The organism is Streptomyces roseoviridis, from assembly GCF_039535235.1.
Classification (GTDB): domain Bacteria; phylum Actinomycetota; class Actinomycetes; order Streptomycetales; family Streptomycetaceae; genus Streptomyces; species Streptomyces roseoviridis.
In genome coordinates, this window is sequence record NZ_BAAAWU010000001.1 from 4,453,343 (window position 1) to 4,468,599 (window position 15,257).

Annotated in this window: 14 protein-coding genes and 1 tRNA gene; 11 read left to right on the forward strand and 4 right to left on the reverse strand. The window is 73.3% G+C overall.

The window, feature by feature from the left end; translation table 11 throughout:
• Positions 1–22 precede the first annotated feature (22 nt).
• The 4 genes from ABD954_RS20245 to ABD954_RS20260 all read left to right on the forward strand — a co-directional run bounded on the left by ABD954_RS20245 (position 23) and on the right by ABD954_RS20260 (position 2,551).
• Positions 23–559 carry a MogA/MoaB family molybdenum cofactor biosynthesis protein gene (locus ABD954_RS20245; RefSeq protein ID WP_345492327.1) on the forward strand — a complete coding sequence of 179 codons (537 nt, stop codon included), beginning with the start codon at positions 23–25 and terminating at the stop codon, positions 557–559.
• Positions 556–1,179, forward strand: a complete 624-nt coding sequence (locus ABD954_RS20250; RefSeq protein WP_345487505.1) for a GNAT family N-acetyltransferase — start codon at positions 556–558, stop codon at positions 1,177–1,179. The genes ABD954_RS20245 and ABD954_RS20250 overlap by 4 nt, the downstream gene beginning before the upstream one ends.
• Before the next feature lie 153 nt (positions 1,180–1,332).
• A complete protein-coding gene (gene sepX, locus ABD954_RS20255) occupies positions 1,333–2,382 on the forward strand; it encodes a divisome protein SepX/GlpR (RefSeq protein ID WP_345487507.1) in 1,050 nt (349 codons plus the stop codon).
• A 95-nt stretch (positions 2,383–2,477) separates the two neighbouring features.
• Positions 2,478–2,551, forward strand: a tRNA-Ala gene (locus ABD954_RS20260).
• Positions 2,552–2,667: 116 nt separating this feature from the next.
• Here the strand turns inward: ABD954_RS20260 and ABD954_RS20265 are convergent.
• Positions 2,668–3,645, reverse strand: a complete 978-nt coding sequence (locus tag ABD954_RS20265; RefSeq protein WP_345487509.1) for a trypsin-like serine peptidase — start codon at positions 3,643–3,645, stop codon at positions 2,668–2,670.
• Positions 3,646–4,007: 362 nt separating this feature from the next.
• The gene (locus tag ABD954_RS20270; RefSeq protein ID WP_345487511.1) at positions 4,008–4,499 is read right to left on the reverse strand and encodes a GNAT family N-acetyltransferase; all 492 of its coding nucleotides are present in this window, start codon (positions 4,497–4,499) and stop codon (positions 4,008–4,010) included.
• Between the two features lie 49 nt (positions 4,500–4,548).
• Here ABD954_RS20270 and ABD954_RS20275 point away from each other — a divergent pair, with 49 nt between their 5' ends.
• A complete protein-coding gene (locus ABD954_RS20275) occupies positions 4,549–5,364 on the forward strand; it encodes an exodeoxyribonuclease III (RefSeq protein WP_345487513.1) in 816 nt (271 codons plus the stop codon).
• A gap of 317 nt (positions 5,365–5,681) precedes the next feature.
• On the opposite strand, the gene ABD954_RS20280 is transcribed toward ABD954_RS20275, so the two are convergent.
• The gene (locus ABD954_RS20280) at positions 5,682–6,302 is read right to left on the reverse strand and encodes a MerR family transcriptional regulator (protein WP_345492329.1); all 621 of its coding nucleotides are present in this window, start codon (positions 6,300–6,302) and stop codon (positions 5,682–5,684) included.
• Between the two features lie 295 nt (positions 6,303–6,597).
• On the opposite strand from ABD954_RS20280, the gene ABD954_RS20285 reads away from it, so the two are divergent.
• From ABD954_RS20285 to ABD954_RS20305, 5 genes are all read left to right on the forward strand, one after another.
• A complete protein-coding gene (locus tag ABD954_RS20285) occupies positions 6,598–8,160 on the forward strand; it encodes a flavin-containing monooxygenase (RefSeq protein WP_345487515.1) in 1,563 nt (520 codons plus the stop codon).
• On the forward strand, positions 8,157–9,065 hold the full coding sequence (locus ABD954_RS20290) for an alpha/beta fold hydrolase (RefSeq protein ID WP_345487517.1): 909 nt from the start codon (positions 8,157–8,159) through the stop codon (positions 9,063–9,065). The genes ABD954_RS20285 and ABD954_RS20290 overlap by 4 nt, the downstream gene beginning before the upstream one ends.
• Positions 9,062–9,943 (forward strand): SDR family oxidoreductase, encoded by an 882-nt coding sequence (locus tag ABD954_RS20295; RefSeq protein ID WP_345487519.1) that lies wholly within the window; start codon positions 9,062–9,064, stop codon positions 9,941–9,943. Before ABD954_RS20290 ends, ABD954_RS20295 begins: the two co-directional genes overlap by 4 nt.
• 111 nt (positions 9,944–10,054) lie before the next feature.
• Positions 10,055–10,228, forward strand: coding sequence for a hypothetical protein (locus tag ABD954_RS20300; protein WP_345487521.1), 174 nt, complete (start codon positions 10,055–10,057; stop codon positions 10,226–10,228).
• A gap of 168 nt (positions 10,229–10,396) precedes the next feature.
• Positions 10,397–10,933 carry a GNAT family N-acetyltransferase gene (locus tag ABD954_RS20305; protein WP_345487523.1) on the forward strand — a complete coding sequence of 179 codons (537 nt, stop codon included), beginning with the start codon at positions 10,397–10,399 and terminating at the stop codon, positions 10,931–10,933.
• On the opposite strand, the gene ABD954_RS20310 is transcribed toward ABD954_RS20305, so the two are convergent.
• Positions 10,876–14,499 (reverse strand): S41 family peptidase, encoded by a 3,624-nt coding sequence (locus ABD954_RS20310; protein WP_345487525.1) that lies wholly within the window; start codon positions 14,497–14,499, stop codon positions 10,876–10,878. The genes ABD954_RS20305 and ABD954_RS20310 overlap by 58 nt on opposite strands.
• Positions 14,500–14,684: 185 nt before the next feature.
• On the opposite strand from ABD954_RS20310, the gene ABD954_RS20315 reads away from it, so the two are divergent.
• On the forward strand, positions 14,685–15,257 hold the full coding sequence (locus tag ABD954_RS20315; RefSeq protein WP_345487527.1) for a TetR/AcrR family transcriptional regulator: 573 nt from the start codon (positions 14,685–14,687) through the stop codon (positions 15,255–15,257).

Below are 15,257 nucleotides of genomic sequence, written 5' to 3' on the forward strand. Positions count from 1 at the left end.
CGAGCAGCACGCGCCGGCGGCACTGGGCAACGACGTCGGCGGCGGCCTGCTCGCCCCCTACAGCGCCCTGGTCGTCACCGCCTCCAACCGGGCCGCGGCCGGCGTCTACGAGGACAAGGGCGGCCCGCTCATCACCGAGGCCCTGCGGCGCATGGGCTTCGCCGCGGACGGCCCGCAGGTCGTCCCGGACGGGGCACCGGTCGAGGCGGCGCTGCGGGCCGGGATCGCGGCGGGTTACGACGTGATCGTCACCACCGGCGGTACGGGCATCTCGCCCACCGACGAGACCCCCGAGGTCACCCGGCGCGTCCTGGACCGGGAGATCCCCGGCATTCCCGAGGCGATCCGCGCGTACGGCCGGGAGAAGGTGCCCACGGCGGCGCTCTCCCGCGGTCTCGCCGGGGTCGCGCGGGGCACCCTGATCGTGAACCTGCCCGGTTCGACGGGCGGGGTGCGCGACGGGCTCGCGGTCCTGGAGCCGCTGCTGCGCCACGCCGTCGACCAGATCCGCGGCGGTGATCACCCCAGACCCGTGCCGGAAGCGGGCCCGGAGTCATGATTCCGTCCTGGCCCGTGGTCCTGGTGGACGGCGATGTGCTGCTCCGCCCGATAAAGATGCGCGACCACCGGGCCTGGCGCGAGGTGAACCGGCGCAACCGGGACTGGCTGAGGCCGTGGGAGGCGACGGTGCCGCCGCCCGCGCCCGGCGGACCGGTGGCGCAGCGCCCCACGTACCGTCAGATGGTGCGCCATCTGCGGGCGGAGGCGAACGCGGGCCGGATGCTGCCGTTCGTGATCGAGTACCAGGGGCGCCTGGTCGGCCAGTTGACGGTGGCGGGGATCACCTGGGGGTCGATGTGCTCGGGCCACGTGGGGTATTGGGTGGACAGCGAGGTGGCGGGGCGGGGCGTCATGCCGACGGCCGTCGCGCTCGCCGTCGACCACTGTTTCCGTAACGTCGGCCTGCACCGGATGGAAGTCTGCATTCGCCCGGAGAACGGCCCTTCGCGGCGGGTCGTGGAGAAATTGGGATTCCGGGAGGAGGGGCTGCGGCCCCGGTACCTCCACATCGACGGTGCCTGGCGCGACCATCTGGTCTTCGCCCTGACGGCGGAGGAGGTGCCGGAGGGGCTGGTGCGCCGCTGGCACCAGGCGCGGCGCCAGCATCCCGCCACCTGACCGCTTATTCCAATAAGTGTTCGAATTTATTCGGTAGTTGGGCGTCAATCGATCTGAACAATCACAAAAAAGTTCAGTGATATCAGCCAGATCGTGCGACACACCGGTCCAATTGGCCGATGCCCTCACCCGAACCCCTCTACCGTGTGAGGCGTGAGCAGCAGCGGCCTCATCTACGCAGTCATCGTCGGGGCCTGGGCCGCCTACTTGGTGCCGATGTGGCTCCGCAGGCAGGACGAGCTGAACGAGGCCCGTCCGACGGAACGCTTCAGCACCGCCATCCGGCTGCTGTCCGGACGGGCGGGCATGGAGCGCCGTTACGCCAAGGAGCTCAGGGACCGGGGCCGGGCGGTGGACGGCGCGGCGCCCGACGTGGACCCGGACGCGGAGACGGAGCATCTGAGCTCGGTCGACGTCCGGGACTTCTGCGCGCCCGCGGCCAGGACGGAAGCCCGCCTGGAGATCCCCGAACCGGCACCGGCGCCCGCCCCGGCACCCGCGCCCGCCCCGGTACGACGCGGTTCCAGCGCCGCGGCCGAGCGGGCCCGCAGAGGCAAGGTCCTCGCCCGTCGCCGGCGCACCACCGTCATCCTCTTCCTCGCCTTCACCGTCGGCGCCGTCGTCGCGGCCGTCGGCGGGCTCGCCTTCCTGTGGGCCCCGGCCGTGCCGGCCGTGCTCCTGAGCTCGTACATCGTCTACCTGCGCGTGCAGGAGCGGCGGCGCTTCGTCTACGTGATGGACCGCCGCAACGCCGAGGCCGCCGCGGCCCGGCTGCGCGAGAGCCGCCGCCCCGCCCCGGCCGCCGAACCGGAGCCCGCCGCCCCGGCCCCGGCGCCCTCGTCGGCCGTCTCCCCGCAGGAGGCGGACCGCCGTGCTCTGGTGGAGCAGACGGACCACGCGGAGTGGGTGGACCAGCAGCGCGACCGCGGTCCGGCCCGCGGCGACAGCTGGGAGCCGGTCCCGGTCCCGCTCCCCACGTACGTCACCGCCCCGGTCGCCCCGCGCGCCTCGGGCGGCGTCGACATCACGGACCCGGAGACCTGGAGCTCGGCCCGCTCCTCCACGGCCGCCGACCCGACCCCGCCGCCCACCCCGGCCCCCCGCCAGCGCACCGCCCCGCCCCGCCCCCGCCGCGACCACGGCCGCACCCCGCTCTTCGACCAGTACGCGGACGACGACCGCCCCCGCGCGGCCAACGAGTGACCCCGGCCGGGGGCCCGCGACGGCCCCCGGCTGACCTGCGAAGGAACGGATTTCCAACTTCGCCGGTGGGGATGCTAATGTTTCACACGTCGCAAGGGCCTGTGGCGCAGTCTGGTAGCGCACCTCGTTCGCATCGAGGGGGTCTGGGGTTCAAATCCCCACAGGTCCACAGACACACGAGATCCCGTCCGATCGCAAGATCGGGCGGGATCTCGTCGTTTGCGAGGGACCCAGGTGGCTGCTCAGGGGCGGCGGCGAAGGGTCGGTCCTCAGGCGGTCAGAGCGTCAGGACGCCTGCGCCTTGTTGTAGAGGTTCTGCGCGTCCGTGCCGAAGTACGGGCCGAACATGCGGTTGGGCAGGAAGGTGTAGCCGAAGCTGTTCACCGAGACCTGGAGGCCCGTGCCCGTCGCCTCGTTGAAGGAGGTGAACCAGGGGCCGCCGCTGGAGCCGCCCGTCATGTTGCAGGCGAGGCCGTGGTCCTGGGAGAAGAGGAAGTCCTTGGAGGAGTTCCCCGAGCAGTAGACGAGCTTCGAGCCGTCGTACGGGGAGGCCGCCGGGAAACCGAAGGCGTACATCGCCTTGTTGTAGCCGCCGTTGAACTGGATGCCCTGGGCGCCGGTGACCGAGGTGAGGGTCCGGCCGTTCAGCGGGGCGACGACCGCGGCGCCGACGTCGTAGTTGATGTCCTCGCTCGCCTCCCACTGCGGGGTCGTCAGGGTCTTCGTCGCCGTCCACTGCCCGTAGGGGGCGCTGCCGTTGTCGTACGCGGGGACGAAGACCCAGTTGGTGTGCCAGGAGCCCTGGTACTTCACGCAGTGGCCGGCCGTGATGACCGTGCTGGCGTTCTGGCTGGTGACCGCGTTGCCGGAGCAGGAGGCCGTACGGCCCTGGAAGGTGAAGAAGACGCGGCCCGAGGTCTTCACCACCGCGCCGCCGCCCGTCCACGCGCCGCCCGCCTGCGGGAAGGCGGCGGGGGAGACGGCGGACGGCGAAGCGGCCGTGGCGGTGGTCGGGGCGATCGTCGTCGGAGTGGCCGAGCGGGCGACCTGGCGCACGGCGCCGGGGGCGGCCGTCAGGTCGAGGGGGGTGGCCGACCGCATGCGATCGGCGGTCCAGAAGCTCGCGGCCTCGCGCTGGGCGGAGGCGGAGAACGAGTGGCCGGTGTCTCCGGCCGCCTGGGCCGTCCCGGTGGTCGTCAGCGCTCCGGCGAACAGGGCGCCGACGGACAACAGGACGGCTGTGGCGATGCGATGGCGTCTCACGCAGGTCTCCTTCTGCCTGGGGCAGGTGGGGGAACGAGAACGGTGCGGATCGACGTGCGTGAGGCAGCGTGCCAGAACGGGAGGAATTTGTCAGGACCGCGTCACGCGACACTCGCGTGGCCCGGTGGCCCGGTGGCCCGGTGGCCCGGTGGCCCGGTGGCCCGGTGGCCCCGTCGGGCCCGGCGGGGCGATGGCCCCAGGGCTCGGTGGTCCGGTGACTTCGGGGCCAGGCGGTCAGGCGGCCCCGGCGGCCCGACGGTCAGGCGGCCCGCGACCGCCCGGTGGCCCCGGCGGTCGCAAGGGCCGCCCGGCGGTCCGGTTGCCCCGGCGGTCGCAGGGGCCCGCCCCGCGGTCTCGGCGGCTCAGAGCGCCTTCGCGTAGCAGCGGCTGTTCGGGTACTCCCGGTAGTAGCCGAACTTCGCGCACGGCTCGTAGCCGCAGGAGGTGTAGAGGCCGATGGCCTCCGGCTGGGCCGTGCCCGTCTCCAGGACCATGCGCACCCGCCCCGCGGCGCGGGCGTCGGCCTCCAGGGCCGCCAGGATCCGGCGGGCCAGGCCCAGGCCGCGCGCCTCCGGCACCACGTACATCCGCTTCAGCTCGGCGTCGCCGTCGGAGTAGCCTTCGTCGTTGGCGTCCTGGGTGCGCCAGCCGCCCGTGGCGACCGGGCGGCCCAGCGGGTCGTACGCCATCAGGTAGAGGCCCCGCGGCGGGACGAACATCGAGGCGTCCAGGGGTGTGAGATCGCCCTCACCATCGCCGTCCTCGTCCCCGTACCGCTCGGCGTATTCGAGCTGGACGGCGTCGTTGAGCTTGACCGCATCGGGGTCGTCGAAGGGCATGGGGCGAATATCCATGCAGAGCATCGTACATCTGTGCGATTGCCTGTGTCGGTATTCTCCCGGGATGCTCACTGTGACGTCCGTGAATGTCAATGGTCTCCGGGCCGCCGCCAAGAAGGGCTTCGTGGAGTGGCTGGCCGGGACCACCTCCGACGTGGTCTGCCTCCAGGAGGTACGCGCCGAGGAGGCGCAGCTGCCGGACGCCGTCCGTGCCCCCGAGGGCTGGTTCACCGCCCACGCGCCCGCCGCCGCCAAGGGCCGCGCCGGCGTCTCGCTCTACACGCGGCGCGAGCCCGACGCCCTACGCGTCGGCTTCGGCTCGGCCGAGTTCGACGGCAGCGGCCGCTACATCGAGGCCGACCTGCCCGGCGTCACCGTCGCCAGCCTCTACCTGCCCTCCGGCGAGGTCGGCACCGAGCGGCAGGACGAGAAGGTCCGCTTCATGGACGCCTTCCTGCCCTACCTGAAGGAGCTCAAGGAGCGGGCCGCAGCCGACGGCCGCGAGGTCGTCGTCTGCGGCGACTGGAACATCGCCCACCGCGAGGCCGACCTCAAGAACTGGCGCGCCAACCAGAAGAACGCCGGCTTCCTCCCGGAGGAGCGGGCGTGGCTGAGCCGCGTCCTCGCCGAGGGCGACGGCGGCTACGTCGACGTCGTCCGCGCCCTCCACCCCGACCAGGACGGCCCGTACTCCTGGTGGTCCTACCGCGGCCGCGCCTTCGACAACGACAGCGGCTGGCGCATCGACTACCAGATCGCCACGCCCGGCCTCGCGGGCCGGGCCCTCAAGGCGTACGTCGAGCGGGCCGCCACCCATGGCGAACGCTGGAGCGACCACGCGCCCGTGACCGCCGTCTACGCGCTCGGCCCCGGGCTGTAGCCACCTCGCCCGCCGGCGCTCGCACCGGCGGCGGCGCCCAGCCCGGGCAGTGGCGGCATCGCCGCCGCATCCCGGGCCGGCGCCCGGCGCCCTGACCGGCCCCCGGATTCCCGACTGGCCCCGGCCCCCGGACCGGCGCCCTGACCGGCCCCCGGATTCCCGCCCGTCGCCCGGCCCCCGGACCGGCGCCCGGCGCCCCGACCGCGCCCGGCCGTCGGTCCGCGCGCCTCACCGCCGCGCCCGGCCGTCGTCCGCGCGCCTCACCGCCGCGCCCGCAGCCGCAGGGCGCGAGCCGGCCGCCCGTGCCGGGCGGCGTGTCACTGGCTCTCGCGCAGCCGCCGGTCCAGGGCGAGGGAGAGTTCCGCCTCCACGACGCTCTTGGCCAGCGGGCGCAGCCGCTGGATGTCCTCCCGGCCGGCGTACGTGCCGAGGAGGTCGGTGAAGAGCTCGGCGAGCGCCTCGGCGTGCTCGCGGACCCGTCCGCCCGCCTCCAGGACGGCGGCGAGCGGGACGCCCTCGCGGACGAGGGCGGAGGAGACGTCGAGGAGGCGGCGGCTGACGTGGACGATGTCCTCCCCGTCGGTGGCGAGGTAGCCGAGGTCGAGGGCGGCGGCGAGGTTCTCCGGGGTGACCTCGCCGGCGAAGTGGTCGGCGAGCTCCTCCGGGGTGAGGCGGACCGGTTCCTCTTCGGTGGGCGTGCCGAGTTCGAGGACCTCGCCGACGTTGCGACCGGACTCGAAGGCGGTGGTGAGGTCGGCGATGCCGTTCAGGGTGTGACCGCGCTCCAGCAGGGCGGCGATGGTGCGCAGGCGAGCCAGGTGGCGGTCGTCGTACCAGGCGATGCGGCCCTCGCGGCGGGGCGGGGGGATCAGACCGCGCTCACGGTAGAAGCGCAGGGTGCGCACGGTGATGCCGGCCGCGGCGGCCAGGTCGGCCATGCGGTACTCGCGCGGGGCGCTTCCGCTCTCGCCCTGCGCCCCGGCGCCCGCCCCGGAGCCCGGTGCCGGCGCGGCTTCGGTGCCGGGCCCCGGCGTCGCGTCCGCCCCCGCCGCCCCGGGCGTCCCGGCCGTGTCCGCCTGTTCCCCTGATCGTTCTGCCACGCCCGCCAGCCTATGTTGTACCGCCGGTAACTTTCCCTGGCTCCACCCCTACCGCTCGGTATGCCGCTGCTCTACAGTCCCGATTGTGCCAGTGATTGCTGGCGTAATCTTGGCCGGGCGCACGGGAGGCGGCATGGCGAAGCACGAGCACGTACGGGTGGCGGTGATCGGATCGGGATTCGGCGGACTGGGAGCCGCCGTCCGGCTGCGCCGCGAGGGGATCACCGACTTCGTCGTCCTGGAGAGGGCCGACTCCGTGGGCGGCACCTGGCGGGACAACAGCTACCCCGGCTGCGCCTGCGACGTCCCCTCCCACCTCTACTCCTTCTCCTTCGCGCCCAACCCGGACTGGCCCCGCACCTTCTCCGGCCAGCAGCACATCCGCGCGTACCTGGAGCACGTCACCGACACCTTCGGGATCCGGCCGCACCTGCGGCTGAACCACGAGGTCACGAAGATGGCGTGGAACGGGGACGAGCTGCGCTGGGAGATCGAGACGAGTGGCGGCTCCTTCTCCGCCGACGTCGTCGTCTCCGCCACCGGGCCGCTCTCCGACCCCAAGATCCCCGACATCCCCGGGCTCGCCGACTTCCCCGGCAAGGTCTTCCACTCCGCCCGCTGGGACCACGACTACGACCTCACCGGCAAGCGCGTCGCCATGATCGGAACCGGCGCTTCCGCCATTCAGATCGTCCCGTCCATCCAGCCGAAGGTCGGTCGGCTCACCCTCCTCCAGCGCACGCCCCCGTGGGTCATGCCCCGCGTGGACCGGGCCATCAGCGGCCCCGAGCGCTGGCTGCACCGGCAGCTGCCGTTCACCGCGACCGCCCGCCGCGGCATCCTGTGGGGCATCCGGGAGCTCCAGGTCAGCGCCTTCACCAAGCGGCCCAACGAGCTCGGCCTGGTCGAGCGGCTCGCGAAGGCCAACATCGCCCGGTCGATCAAGGACCCGGCGCTGCGGGCCCGGCTGACCCCCTCGTACCGCCTCGGCTGCAAGCGGATCCTGCTCTCCAACGCGTACTATCCGGCGCTCGCCCAGCCCAACGTCGACGTCGTCGCCTCCGGTCTGAAGGAGGTCCGGGGGAACGTCGTGGTCGCCGCCGACGGGACCGAGACCGAGGTCGACGCGATCATCTTCGGCACCGGTTTCCACGTCACCGACATGCCGATCGCCCCGCGGGTCATCGGCGCGGACGGCCGCTCCCTCGCCGAGCACTGGAAGGACGGCATGGAGGCGCTGCGCGGCGCGACCGCCGCCGGCTTCCCCAACTGGATGACGATCATCGGCCCCAACACCGGCCTCGGGAACTCCTCGATGATCCTGATGATCGAGTCCCAGCTGAACTACATGGCCGACTACCTGCGCCAGCTCGATGTCCTCGGCGGGCGCGCCGCCCTCGCCGCCCGGCCCTCCGCCGTCGGCGCCTGGAACCGCCGCGTGCAGTCCCGGATGGAGCGGACCGTGTGGAAGGCGGGCGGCTGCGAGAGCTGGTACCTCGACGCCAACGGCCGCAACACCACCCTGTGGCCGGGCACCACCGCGGAGTTCCGGCGCCAGACGCGGGCCGTGGACCTGTCCGAGTACGAGGTGCTGCGCGCCCCCGCGAAGCCGCAGGCACAGGATGTCGGCGCGACCGGCGGCCGCGACGCCTCCTCGGCGTCCGCCTCCGTCCGCGAGAAGGAGGCGGTCCAGTGAGCCCGCGCGAGCTGACCGTCACCTCCGCCGACGGCTCCCGGATACGGGTCGAGGTGTACGGCCCCGAGGGCGCCCCCGCGGTCGTCCTCGCCCATGGCTGGACCTGCTCCATCCGCTTCTGGGACGCGCAGATACGGGCCCTCGCCGTCGACCACCGGGTCATCGCCTACGACCAGCGCGGGCACGGCGGTTCGCCCGAGCCGCTGGACCGGGCGGCCGGATACTCCGCGGAGGCGCTCGCGGACGACCTGGAGGCCGTGCTGGCGGCCGTCCTCGGCCCCGGCGAGCGGGCGGTGCTCGCCGGACACTCCATGGGCGGCATGACGATCATGGCCGCGGCCCGGCGCCCGCTGGTCCGGCAGCACGCCGCCGCGGGCCTGCTCTGCTCGACCGGGCCCTCGCGGCTCACGGCCGAGGCCCTCGTCGTACCGCTGGGCCCCGGCCGGGTGCGGACCCGGCTGACCCGCTCGATCCTCGGGTCGAAGGCGCCGCTGGGCCCGGTCACGCCCCTGTCGAAGAGGATCCTCAAGTACGCGACGATGGGGCCCGGTTCGGCGCCCGACCGGGTCGACGCGTGTGCCCGGATCGTCCACGCCTGCCCGCGCGCGGTCCGGCACGGCTGGTCGCGGGTCCTCGCCGGACTCGACGTCGAGGCGGACGTACGGGAGCTGCGGATGCCCGTGGCGGTTCTCGTGGGCACAGCCGACCGGCTGACGCCGCCCCGGCACTCCCGCGCGCTGGCGGCCGCCCTGCCGCACTGCACCGGGCTGGTCGAACTGGCCGGCATGGGGCACATGACGCCGGTGGAGGCCCCCGAGGCCGTCACGGCGCAGATCCGCGAACTGACGCTCACCTACCTGGGCGCCGGGGACAACGCCGAGGAGAAGGAGGAGGCAGGGGCATGAGCAGGGTGAGCCTGGAAGGACAGGTGGCGGTCGTCACCGGAGGAGCCCGCGGGGTCGGCGAACTCCTCGCCCGCAAACTCTCCGCGCGCGGCGCGAAGATCGCGCTCGTCGGCCTGGAGCCGGAGCTCCTGAAGGAGGTCGCCGGCCGGCTGCACACCGAGGCCGACTGGTGGCACGCCGACGTCACCGACCACGAGGCCATGGCCAGGGTCGCGGCCGAGGTCAAGGAACGGTTCGGCAAGGTCGACATCGTGGTCGCCAACGCCGGTGTCGCGGCCGGTGGTCCGTTCGTGGACTCCGACCCGGTCTCCTGGCGGCGGGTCATCGAGGTCAACCTGATCGGCGGCGCCGTGACGGCCCGGGCGTTCCTGCCCGTCCTCATGGAGTCCCGCGGGTACTTCCTGCAGATCGCCTCGCTCGCCGCGATCACCCCCGCGCCGATGATGACGGCGTACTGCGCCTCCAAGTCCGGCGTGGAGGCCTTCGCGCACAGCCTGCGCGCCGAGGTCGCGTACAAGGGCGTGAAGGTCGGCGTCGGCTACCTCTCCTGGACCGACACCGACATGGTGCGGGGCGCGGACCAGGACGACGTGATGCGCGAGCTGCGCTCCCGGCTGCCGTGGCCGTCCAACCGCACGTATCCGCTGGGTCCGGCCGTCGACCGGATCGTCGCGGGCATCGAACGGCGCTCCGCCCACGTGTACGCCCAGTGGTGGCTGCGCGGCATGCAGTCCACGCGCGGCTATCTGCCGGGGATCATCGCCGCCGTCGGACAGCGCGAGATGAGGCGCTTCGAGCCGCGCCTCGCGTCCGTCTCCAAGGGGCTCGTGGGGGCGGGCGGGGCGGCCGACGAACAGGAGCGGACCGCCCCGCGGTGACTGTCCGTATCTGATCGAAATGCGCAGAGTGTCCTGGCGTGTCAGTCTGGTCGAGGCCGCGGGGCGAACCACCGCCCCGCTCCCCTCACACCCGTCTAGGAGTGAATCTTCATGAGCATCAAGGACGAGATGCAGAACAAGGCGCAGCAGGCCAAGGACAAGGCGCGCAGCGCCAAGGACGAGGCGTCCGAGCGCGCCTCCCAGGCCAAGGACCGTCTCCAGGAGAAGCGGGACCGGGCCCAGCGGGAGGACCAGGACCGCCAGGGCCGGGAGTACCAGGCCTGAGCCAGGCCCACGAGGCCTGACGCCTGTTCTGCAGGGAAGGCGCACCCGGGACGCCGGGTGCGCCTTCGCGCTGTCCGCCGCACCTGCGGGGCGCGCGGCTTTTCCACAGGCGGGCCGGCTGTGGATAACCGGCGACATGGAACGGGGAAGTTACGTACCGTGATCCCCATGGCCGTTACCGAGCTCGTCATCGAGCGACTGCGATCCGATCACGCGCCCGCCCTGCTCGCCTTCGAGCGGGAGAACCGGGCCTTCTTCGCCGCCTTCGTGCCCGACCGCGGGGATGCGTTCTTCTCCGAATTCGACGCCCGCCTCGAGGAGTTGCTGGCGGCGCAGGAGGCGGGTGAGATCCATTTCCACGTCCTGGTCGGGGAGGAGGGGGAGATACTCGGCCGGGTCAACCTGGTCGAGGTCGACGAGGCGGCCGGGACCGCCGAGCTCGGCTACCGGCTCGCCGAGAAGGCCACCGGGCGCGGGCTCGCCACCGAGGGCGTGCGCGAGGTGTGCCGGCGGGCGGTGGAGGAGTACGGGCTGCGCCGGCTGACCGCCTTCGCGGCGCTCGACAACGGGCCGTCCCGGGCCGTGCTGGCCCGGGTCGGCTTCGGTGCGGTCGGCAGCGTGACGCTGGAGGGCCAGCCCGGCACCGCCTACGAGTTGGACCTGGGCGGCAGCTTCGGCCGGGAGCGGTCCGGCACCGACTCGTAGCCGGGAGGGCTCGCGGGCGGGTTCTCCTCCAGCAGGGCGAGGGCCACGTGGACGGCGTCGTCGAGCTGGGCGTGCCGGCCCTCGGCCCAGTCGAGGGGGGTGCGCAGGATTTCGAGGTCCGGTGCCACGCCGTGGTTCTCGATGGACCAGCCGTATTCGGGGAACCAGGCGGCGTTCATCGGGACGGTGATCTGAGTGCCGTCGCCGAGCCGGTGGCGGCCCGTCATGCCGACGACTCCGCCCCAGGTGCGCTGGCCGACGACGGGGCCCAGGCGGAGCAGTTTGAAGGCGGCGGTGATCATGTCGCCGTCGGAGGAGGTGGCCTCGTCGGCGAGGGCGACGACGGGGCCGCGCGGAGCGTTGGAGGTGTAGCTGACGGGCTGGGCGTTGCGGGTGAGGTCCCAGCCGAGGATCTTGCGGGTGAGCTTCTCTATGACCAGCTCGCTGATGTGGCCGCCCGCGTTGCCGCGGACGTCCACGATCAGGGCCGGCCGGGAGACCTCCATGCGCAGGTCGCGGTTGAACTGGGCCCAGCCGGAGCCGCCCATGTCGGGGATGTGGAGATAGCCGCAGCGTCCGCCGCTGACCTCCCGGACGACGGCGCGGCGCTTGGTGACCCAGTCCTGGTAGCGCAGGGGGCGTTCGTCGACCAGCGGCACGACGGCGACCCGGCGGGCGGGGCCCTCGCCCTCGGCGGGGCCGAAGGTGAGCTCGACGGTGGTGCCGCCGGTGCCGGCGAGGAGGGGATAGGGACCGGCCACGGGGTCGACGGGACGGCCGTCGACATGGGTGAGGACGGCGCCCTCCCGGATGCCGGTGCCGGCGAGCGGCGAGCGGGCCTTGGAGTCGGAGGAGTCGCCGGGCAGGATCCGCTTGACCACCCACCGGCCGTCGCGGGGCACGAAGTTGGCGCCGAGCAGGCCCTGGGGGCGCTGGTAGTGCGGGGGACCCTCGTTGCGGCGGGCGGGGGTGACGTAGGCGTGTGAGGTGCCCAGCTCGCCCATGACCTCGCGCAGCAGGTCGGCGAACTCGTCGGGTGAGGCGACCCGTTCGACCAGGGGCCGGTACTGGTCGAGGACGGCCGTCCAGTCGACCCCGCCCATGTCCGGTTCCCAGAAGTAGGCGCGGACGATCCGGCCGGCCTCGTCGAAGGCCTGCCGCCACTCGGCGGCCGGGTCGACCTCGTGCACGATGCGCCGCAGGTCCAGGTAGACGGTGCTGTCGCCGTCGCCGGACTCGGTGGCGGGGACCGCCCGCAGCTCGCCCTCGTCGACGACGACCAGCCGGGAGCCGTCGCCGCTGACCGCGAACCAGTCGAGGTGGTCGACGAGTTCGGTCTTGCGGGCTCTGGTGATGCTGTAGTGCTCCAGGGTGGGCCGGGGCGAGGGGTCGGAGGGGTTGGCGAAGGTCTCGCCGAGCGCGCCGGAGATCGGCCAGCGCAGCCAGACGAGGCCGCCGCCGGCGACCGGCTGCAGTCCGGAGTACTTGGAGGCGGTCACGGGGAAGGGCGTGACCCGGTCGGCGAGGCCCTCGATCTCGACGGTCACGGTGCCGTCGCCGGCGCCCGCCTCGTCGTCGGCGGGGTCCATGCCGCCGGCGGCGGGCCGCCCGTCGGGAAGCAGCGCGAAGGGAGAGGGGGTCGCGGAGGAGAGCGGTACGAGATAGGGGCGGCAGCCCAGCGGGAAGGACAGGTCGCCGGTGTGCACGTCGTACACCGGGTCGAAGCCGCGCCAGGAGAGGAAGGCGAGATAGCGGCCGTCACGGGTGAAGACCGGACTCTCGTCCTCGAAGCGGCCGTTGGTGACGTCCACGATGGTGGGGGCGCCGGGGCCGGAGATGCGGGCCATCTTGATAGAGCGCAGGGAGCGGCCGATGCCCGGGTGGGACCAGGTCAGCCAGGCGCCGTCGGGGGAGAACGCGAGGTCGCGGACGGGCCCGTTGACCGAGCGGATCAGCTCCGTCACGACGCCGTCACCGGCGCCGCCGGTACCGGGGGCGCGGGAGGCACCCTCGGGCCGGGAGGCGGCCGGGTCCCCGGAAGCGGCCACGGCTGCGGGAGTGCCGCCGGTCCCGGAGGCGCCCTCGGCCCCGGCGGTGCCCTCGGCCCCGGCGGTGCCCTCGGGTCCTGCGGTGGCTTCCGCCCGGGAGGTGCCCTCGGGCCCGGAGACGCCCTCCGCCGCGGAGGCTGTCCCGGCCCCGGAGGCGCCCTTCGCCCCGGAGGTGCGCTCCGGCTCCGCCGTGTCCGTGTCCGTGGCCGTGGCCGCGTCCATGTCCGTGGACGTGGGGGTCGTCATGTCCTCGGACAGGTCGATCAGGAGCAGGCGGCCGTCGCTGGAGGCGATGGCGAGGCGGTCGCCGTCGGGGTCGGAGACCAGTTCCTCGACCCGGCCCAGGGCGCCGGAGGCGAGCCGGCGGGGCGGGCGGTGGCCGGTGGCCCGGGGCAGGGAGGCGATCTCGATGGCGTCCTCGCCCTCCGCGTCGGTCACGTAGGCGACCTGGCCGCCGCTGCCCAGCATCTCGGGGAGCCGGACGCGGACGCCGGGGGTGTCGGCGATGGTGCGGGCGGGGCCGTCGCGGTGGGTGAGCCAGTAGAGGCTGCCGCGCACCGAGACGGCGCTGGCCCGTCCCGTCTCGTCGACGGAGAGGGCGTCCACGTGGTGGGAGGCGGGCACCTGGTAGGGGCGGCGGCCGGTGCGGGGCCCGCCGAGCCGCACGTCGAGGCGGCGGGGCCGGGAGTCCGCGGTGAGTTCGTCGACGATCCACAGCTCGCCGGCGCACTGGTAGACCACGCGCCGGCCGTCGCTGGAGGCGTTGCGGGCGTAGAACTCGTCGTGGTCGGTGTGGCGGCGCAGGTCGGTGCCGTCGGGCAGGCAGGAGTAGAGGTTGCCGATGCCCTCGTGGTCGGAGAGGAAGGCGATCCGCCGGCCGCCCTCGCCGTCGGGCGCGGCGACGAACATGGGGGTGTCGAGATGGCCTTCGAGATCGGGCAGCAGCCGTTCGCCGTGCAGCCACAGCCGGCCCATCGCGCCGCCCCGGTAGCGCTTCCAGGAGGCGGGTTCGTGCGGCGGGGTCCCGGTGAGCAGCAGGGTGCGGCGCTGCCCGTCGAGGTCGGCGACGGCGATGTCGTGGACCGGCCCCCAGGGCATCCGTCCGCCGGGGGAGCCGTCGGTGGGCACGGTGTAGGCCCAGGAGAAGTACGAGAAGGGCTGGCCGTGGGAGGAGACGGCGAGGATGTCGGACCGCCCGTCCTCGCCGGGGGGCGACCAGCCGCAGACCCGGGTGTCGAGGGAGCCCCAGTAGGTGAGCCGCCGGGAGGGGCCGCCGTCGACGGGCGCGAGGTGGATCTCCGGGTCGAGGCTGCGCCAGCTCGTGTACGCGATGTGTCTCCCGTCGGGGGAGAAGCGCGGATGACCGACCCGGGTCCGGTCGGCGGTGATCCGCCAGGCGCGGCCGGGCCGGCCGCCCTCGGGGACGAGGGGGGAGACCCAGAGGTCGTCCTCGGCCGCGAAGCACAGCAGATCTCCGTGGAGGTGCGGGAAGCGCAGATACGCGAGGTCGTCACTCACCTCCTCATGCTTTCCGCGCGAAGGGGCCGCGGCAACTCGTACGTACGTCCCGTGTAGGCACCACCGTCCCGCGGGGTGTGGCCCAGGACACGTACGAAACGGTTTCGTTTCGCTGGAGCCCCGGGTATCGTCGTGGTGTACGAAACCGTTTCGTTCGTTGGCCGACGTCGGACAGGAGGCGGGGCATGGCCCGCAGCAGGCTCACCCCCGAACGGGAGGGCGAGCTGTACGAAGCCGTGCTCGACCTGCTCCGTGAGGTCGGCTACGACGCCCTCACCATGGATGCCGTCGCCGCCCGCACCCGGTCCAGCAAGGCCACCCTCTACCGCCAGTGGGGGAGCAAGCCCGAGCTCGTCGCCAGGGCCCTGCGCCACAACAAGCCGGTCTCGCTCGCGGAGATCGACACCGGCACCCTGCGCGGCGACTTCCGGGTCATGCTGGAGCGCACCGACGACTGCCAGATGGAGAAGGACTCCGCGCTGATGCGGGGCCTGGTCCATGCCGTCCACGACAACCCCGAACTGCTCCAGGCGCTGCGCGAGCTGCTCATCGAACCCGAGATGACCGGCCTCGACGAAGTGCTGGACCGAGCCGTCCGGCGGGGCGAGGTCGACGCCGGGAACCCGGCGCTGAAACTCGTGCCCCACATGCTGATCGGAGCGTTCATCGCCCGCCCGCTGATCGACGACCAGCCGGTGGACACCACGTTCCTCCACGCCTACGTCGACGCCGTCGTGCTCCCCTCACTCGGCGTCTGA

Coding starts and splice junctions, on each gene's coding strand:
- ABD954_RS20250 (WP_345487505.1), top strand. CDS start 556: ATGATTCCGTCCTGGCCCGTGGTCCTGGTGGACGGCGATGTGCTGCTC.
- ABD954_RS20270 (WP_345487511.1), bottom strand. CDS start 4,499: ATGGATATTCGCCCCATGCCCTTCGACGACCCCGATGCGGTCAAGCTC.
- ABD954_RS20275 (WP_345487513.1), top strand. CDS start 4,549: ATGCTCACTGTGACGTCCGTGAATGTCAATGGTCTCCGGGCCGCCGCC.
- ABD954_RS20280 (WP_345492329.1), bottom strand. CDS start 6,302: ATGGCCGACCTGGCCGCCGCGGCCGGCATCACCGTGCGCACCCTGCGC.
- ABD954_RS20285 (WP_345487515.1), top strand. CDS start 6,598: ATGGCGAAGCACGAGCACGTACGGGTGGCGGTGATCGGATCGGGATTC.
- ABD954_RS20295 (WP_345487519.1), top strand. CDS start 9,062: ATGAGCAGGGTGAGCCTGGAAGGACAGGTGGCGGTCGTCACCGGAGGA.
- ABD954_RS20300 (WP_345487521.1), top strand. CDS start 10,055: ATGAGCATCAAGGACGAGATGCAGAACAAGGCGCAGCAGGCCAAGGAC.
- ABD954_RS20305 (WP_345487523.1), top strand. CDS start 10,397: ATGGCCGTTACCGAGCTCGTCATCGAGCGACTGCGATCCGATCACGCG.
- ABD954_RS20315 (WP_345487527.1), top strand. CDS start 14,685: ATGGCCCGCAGCAGGCTCACCCCCGAACGGGAGGGCGAGCTGTACGAA.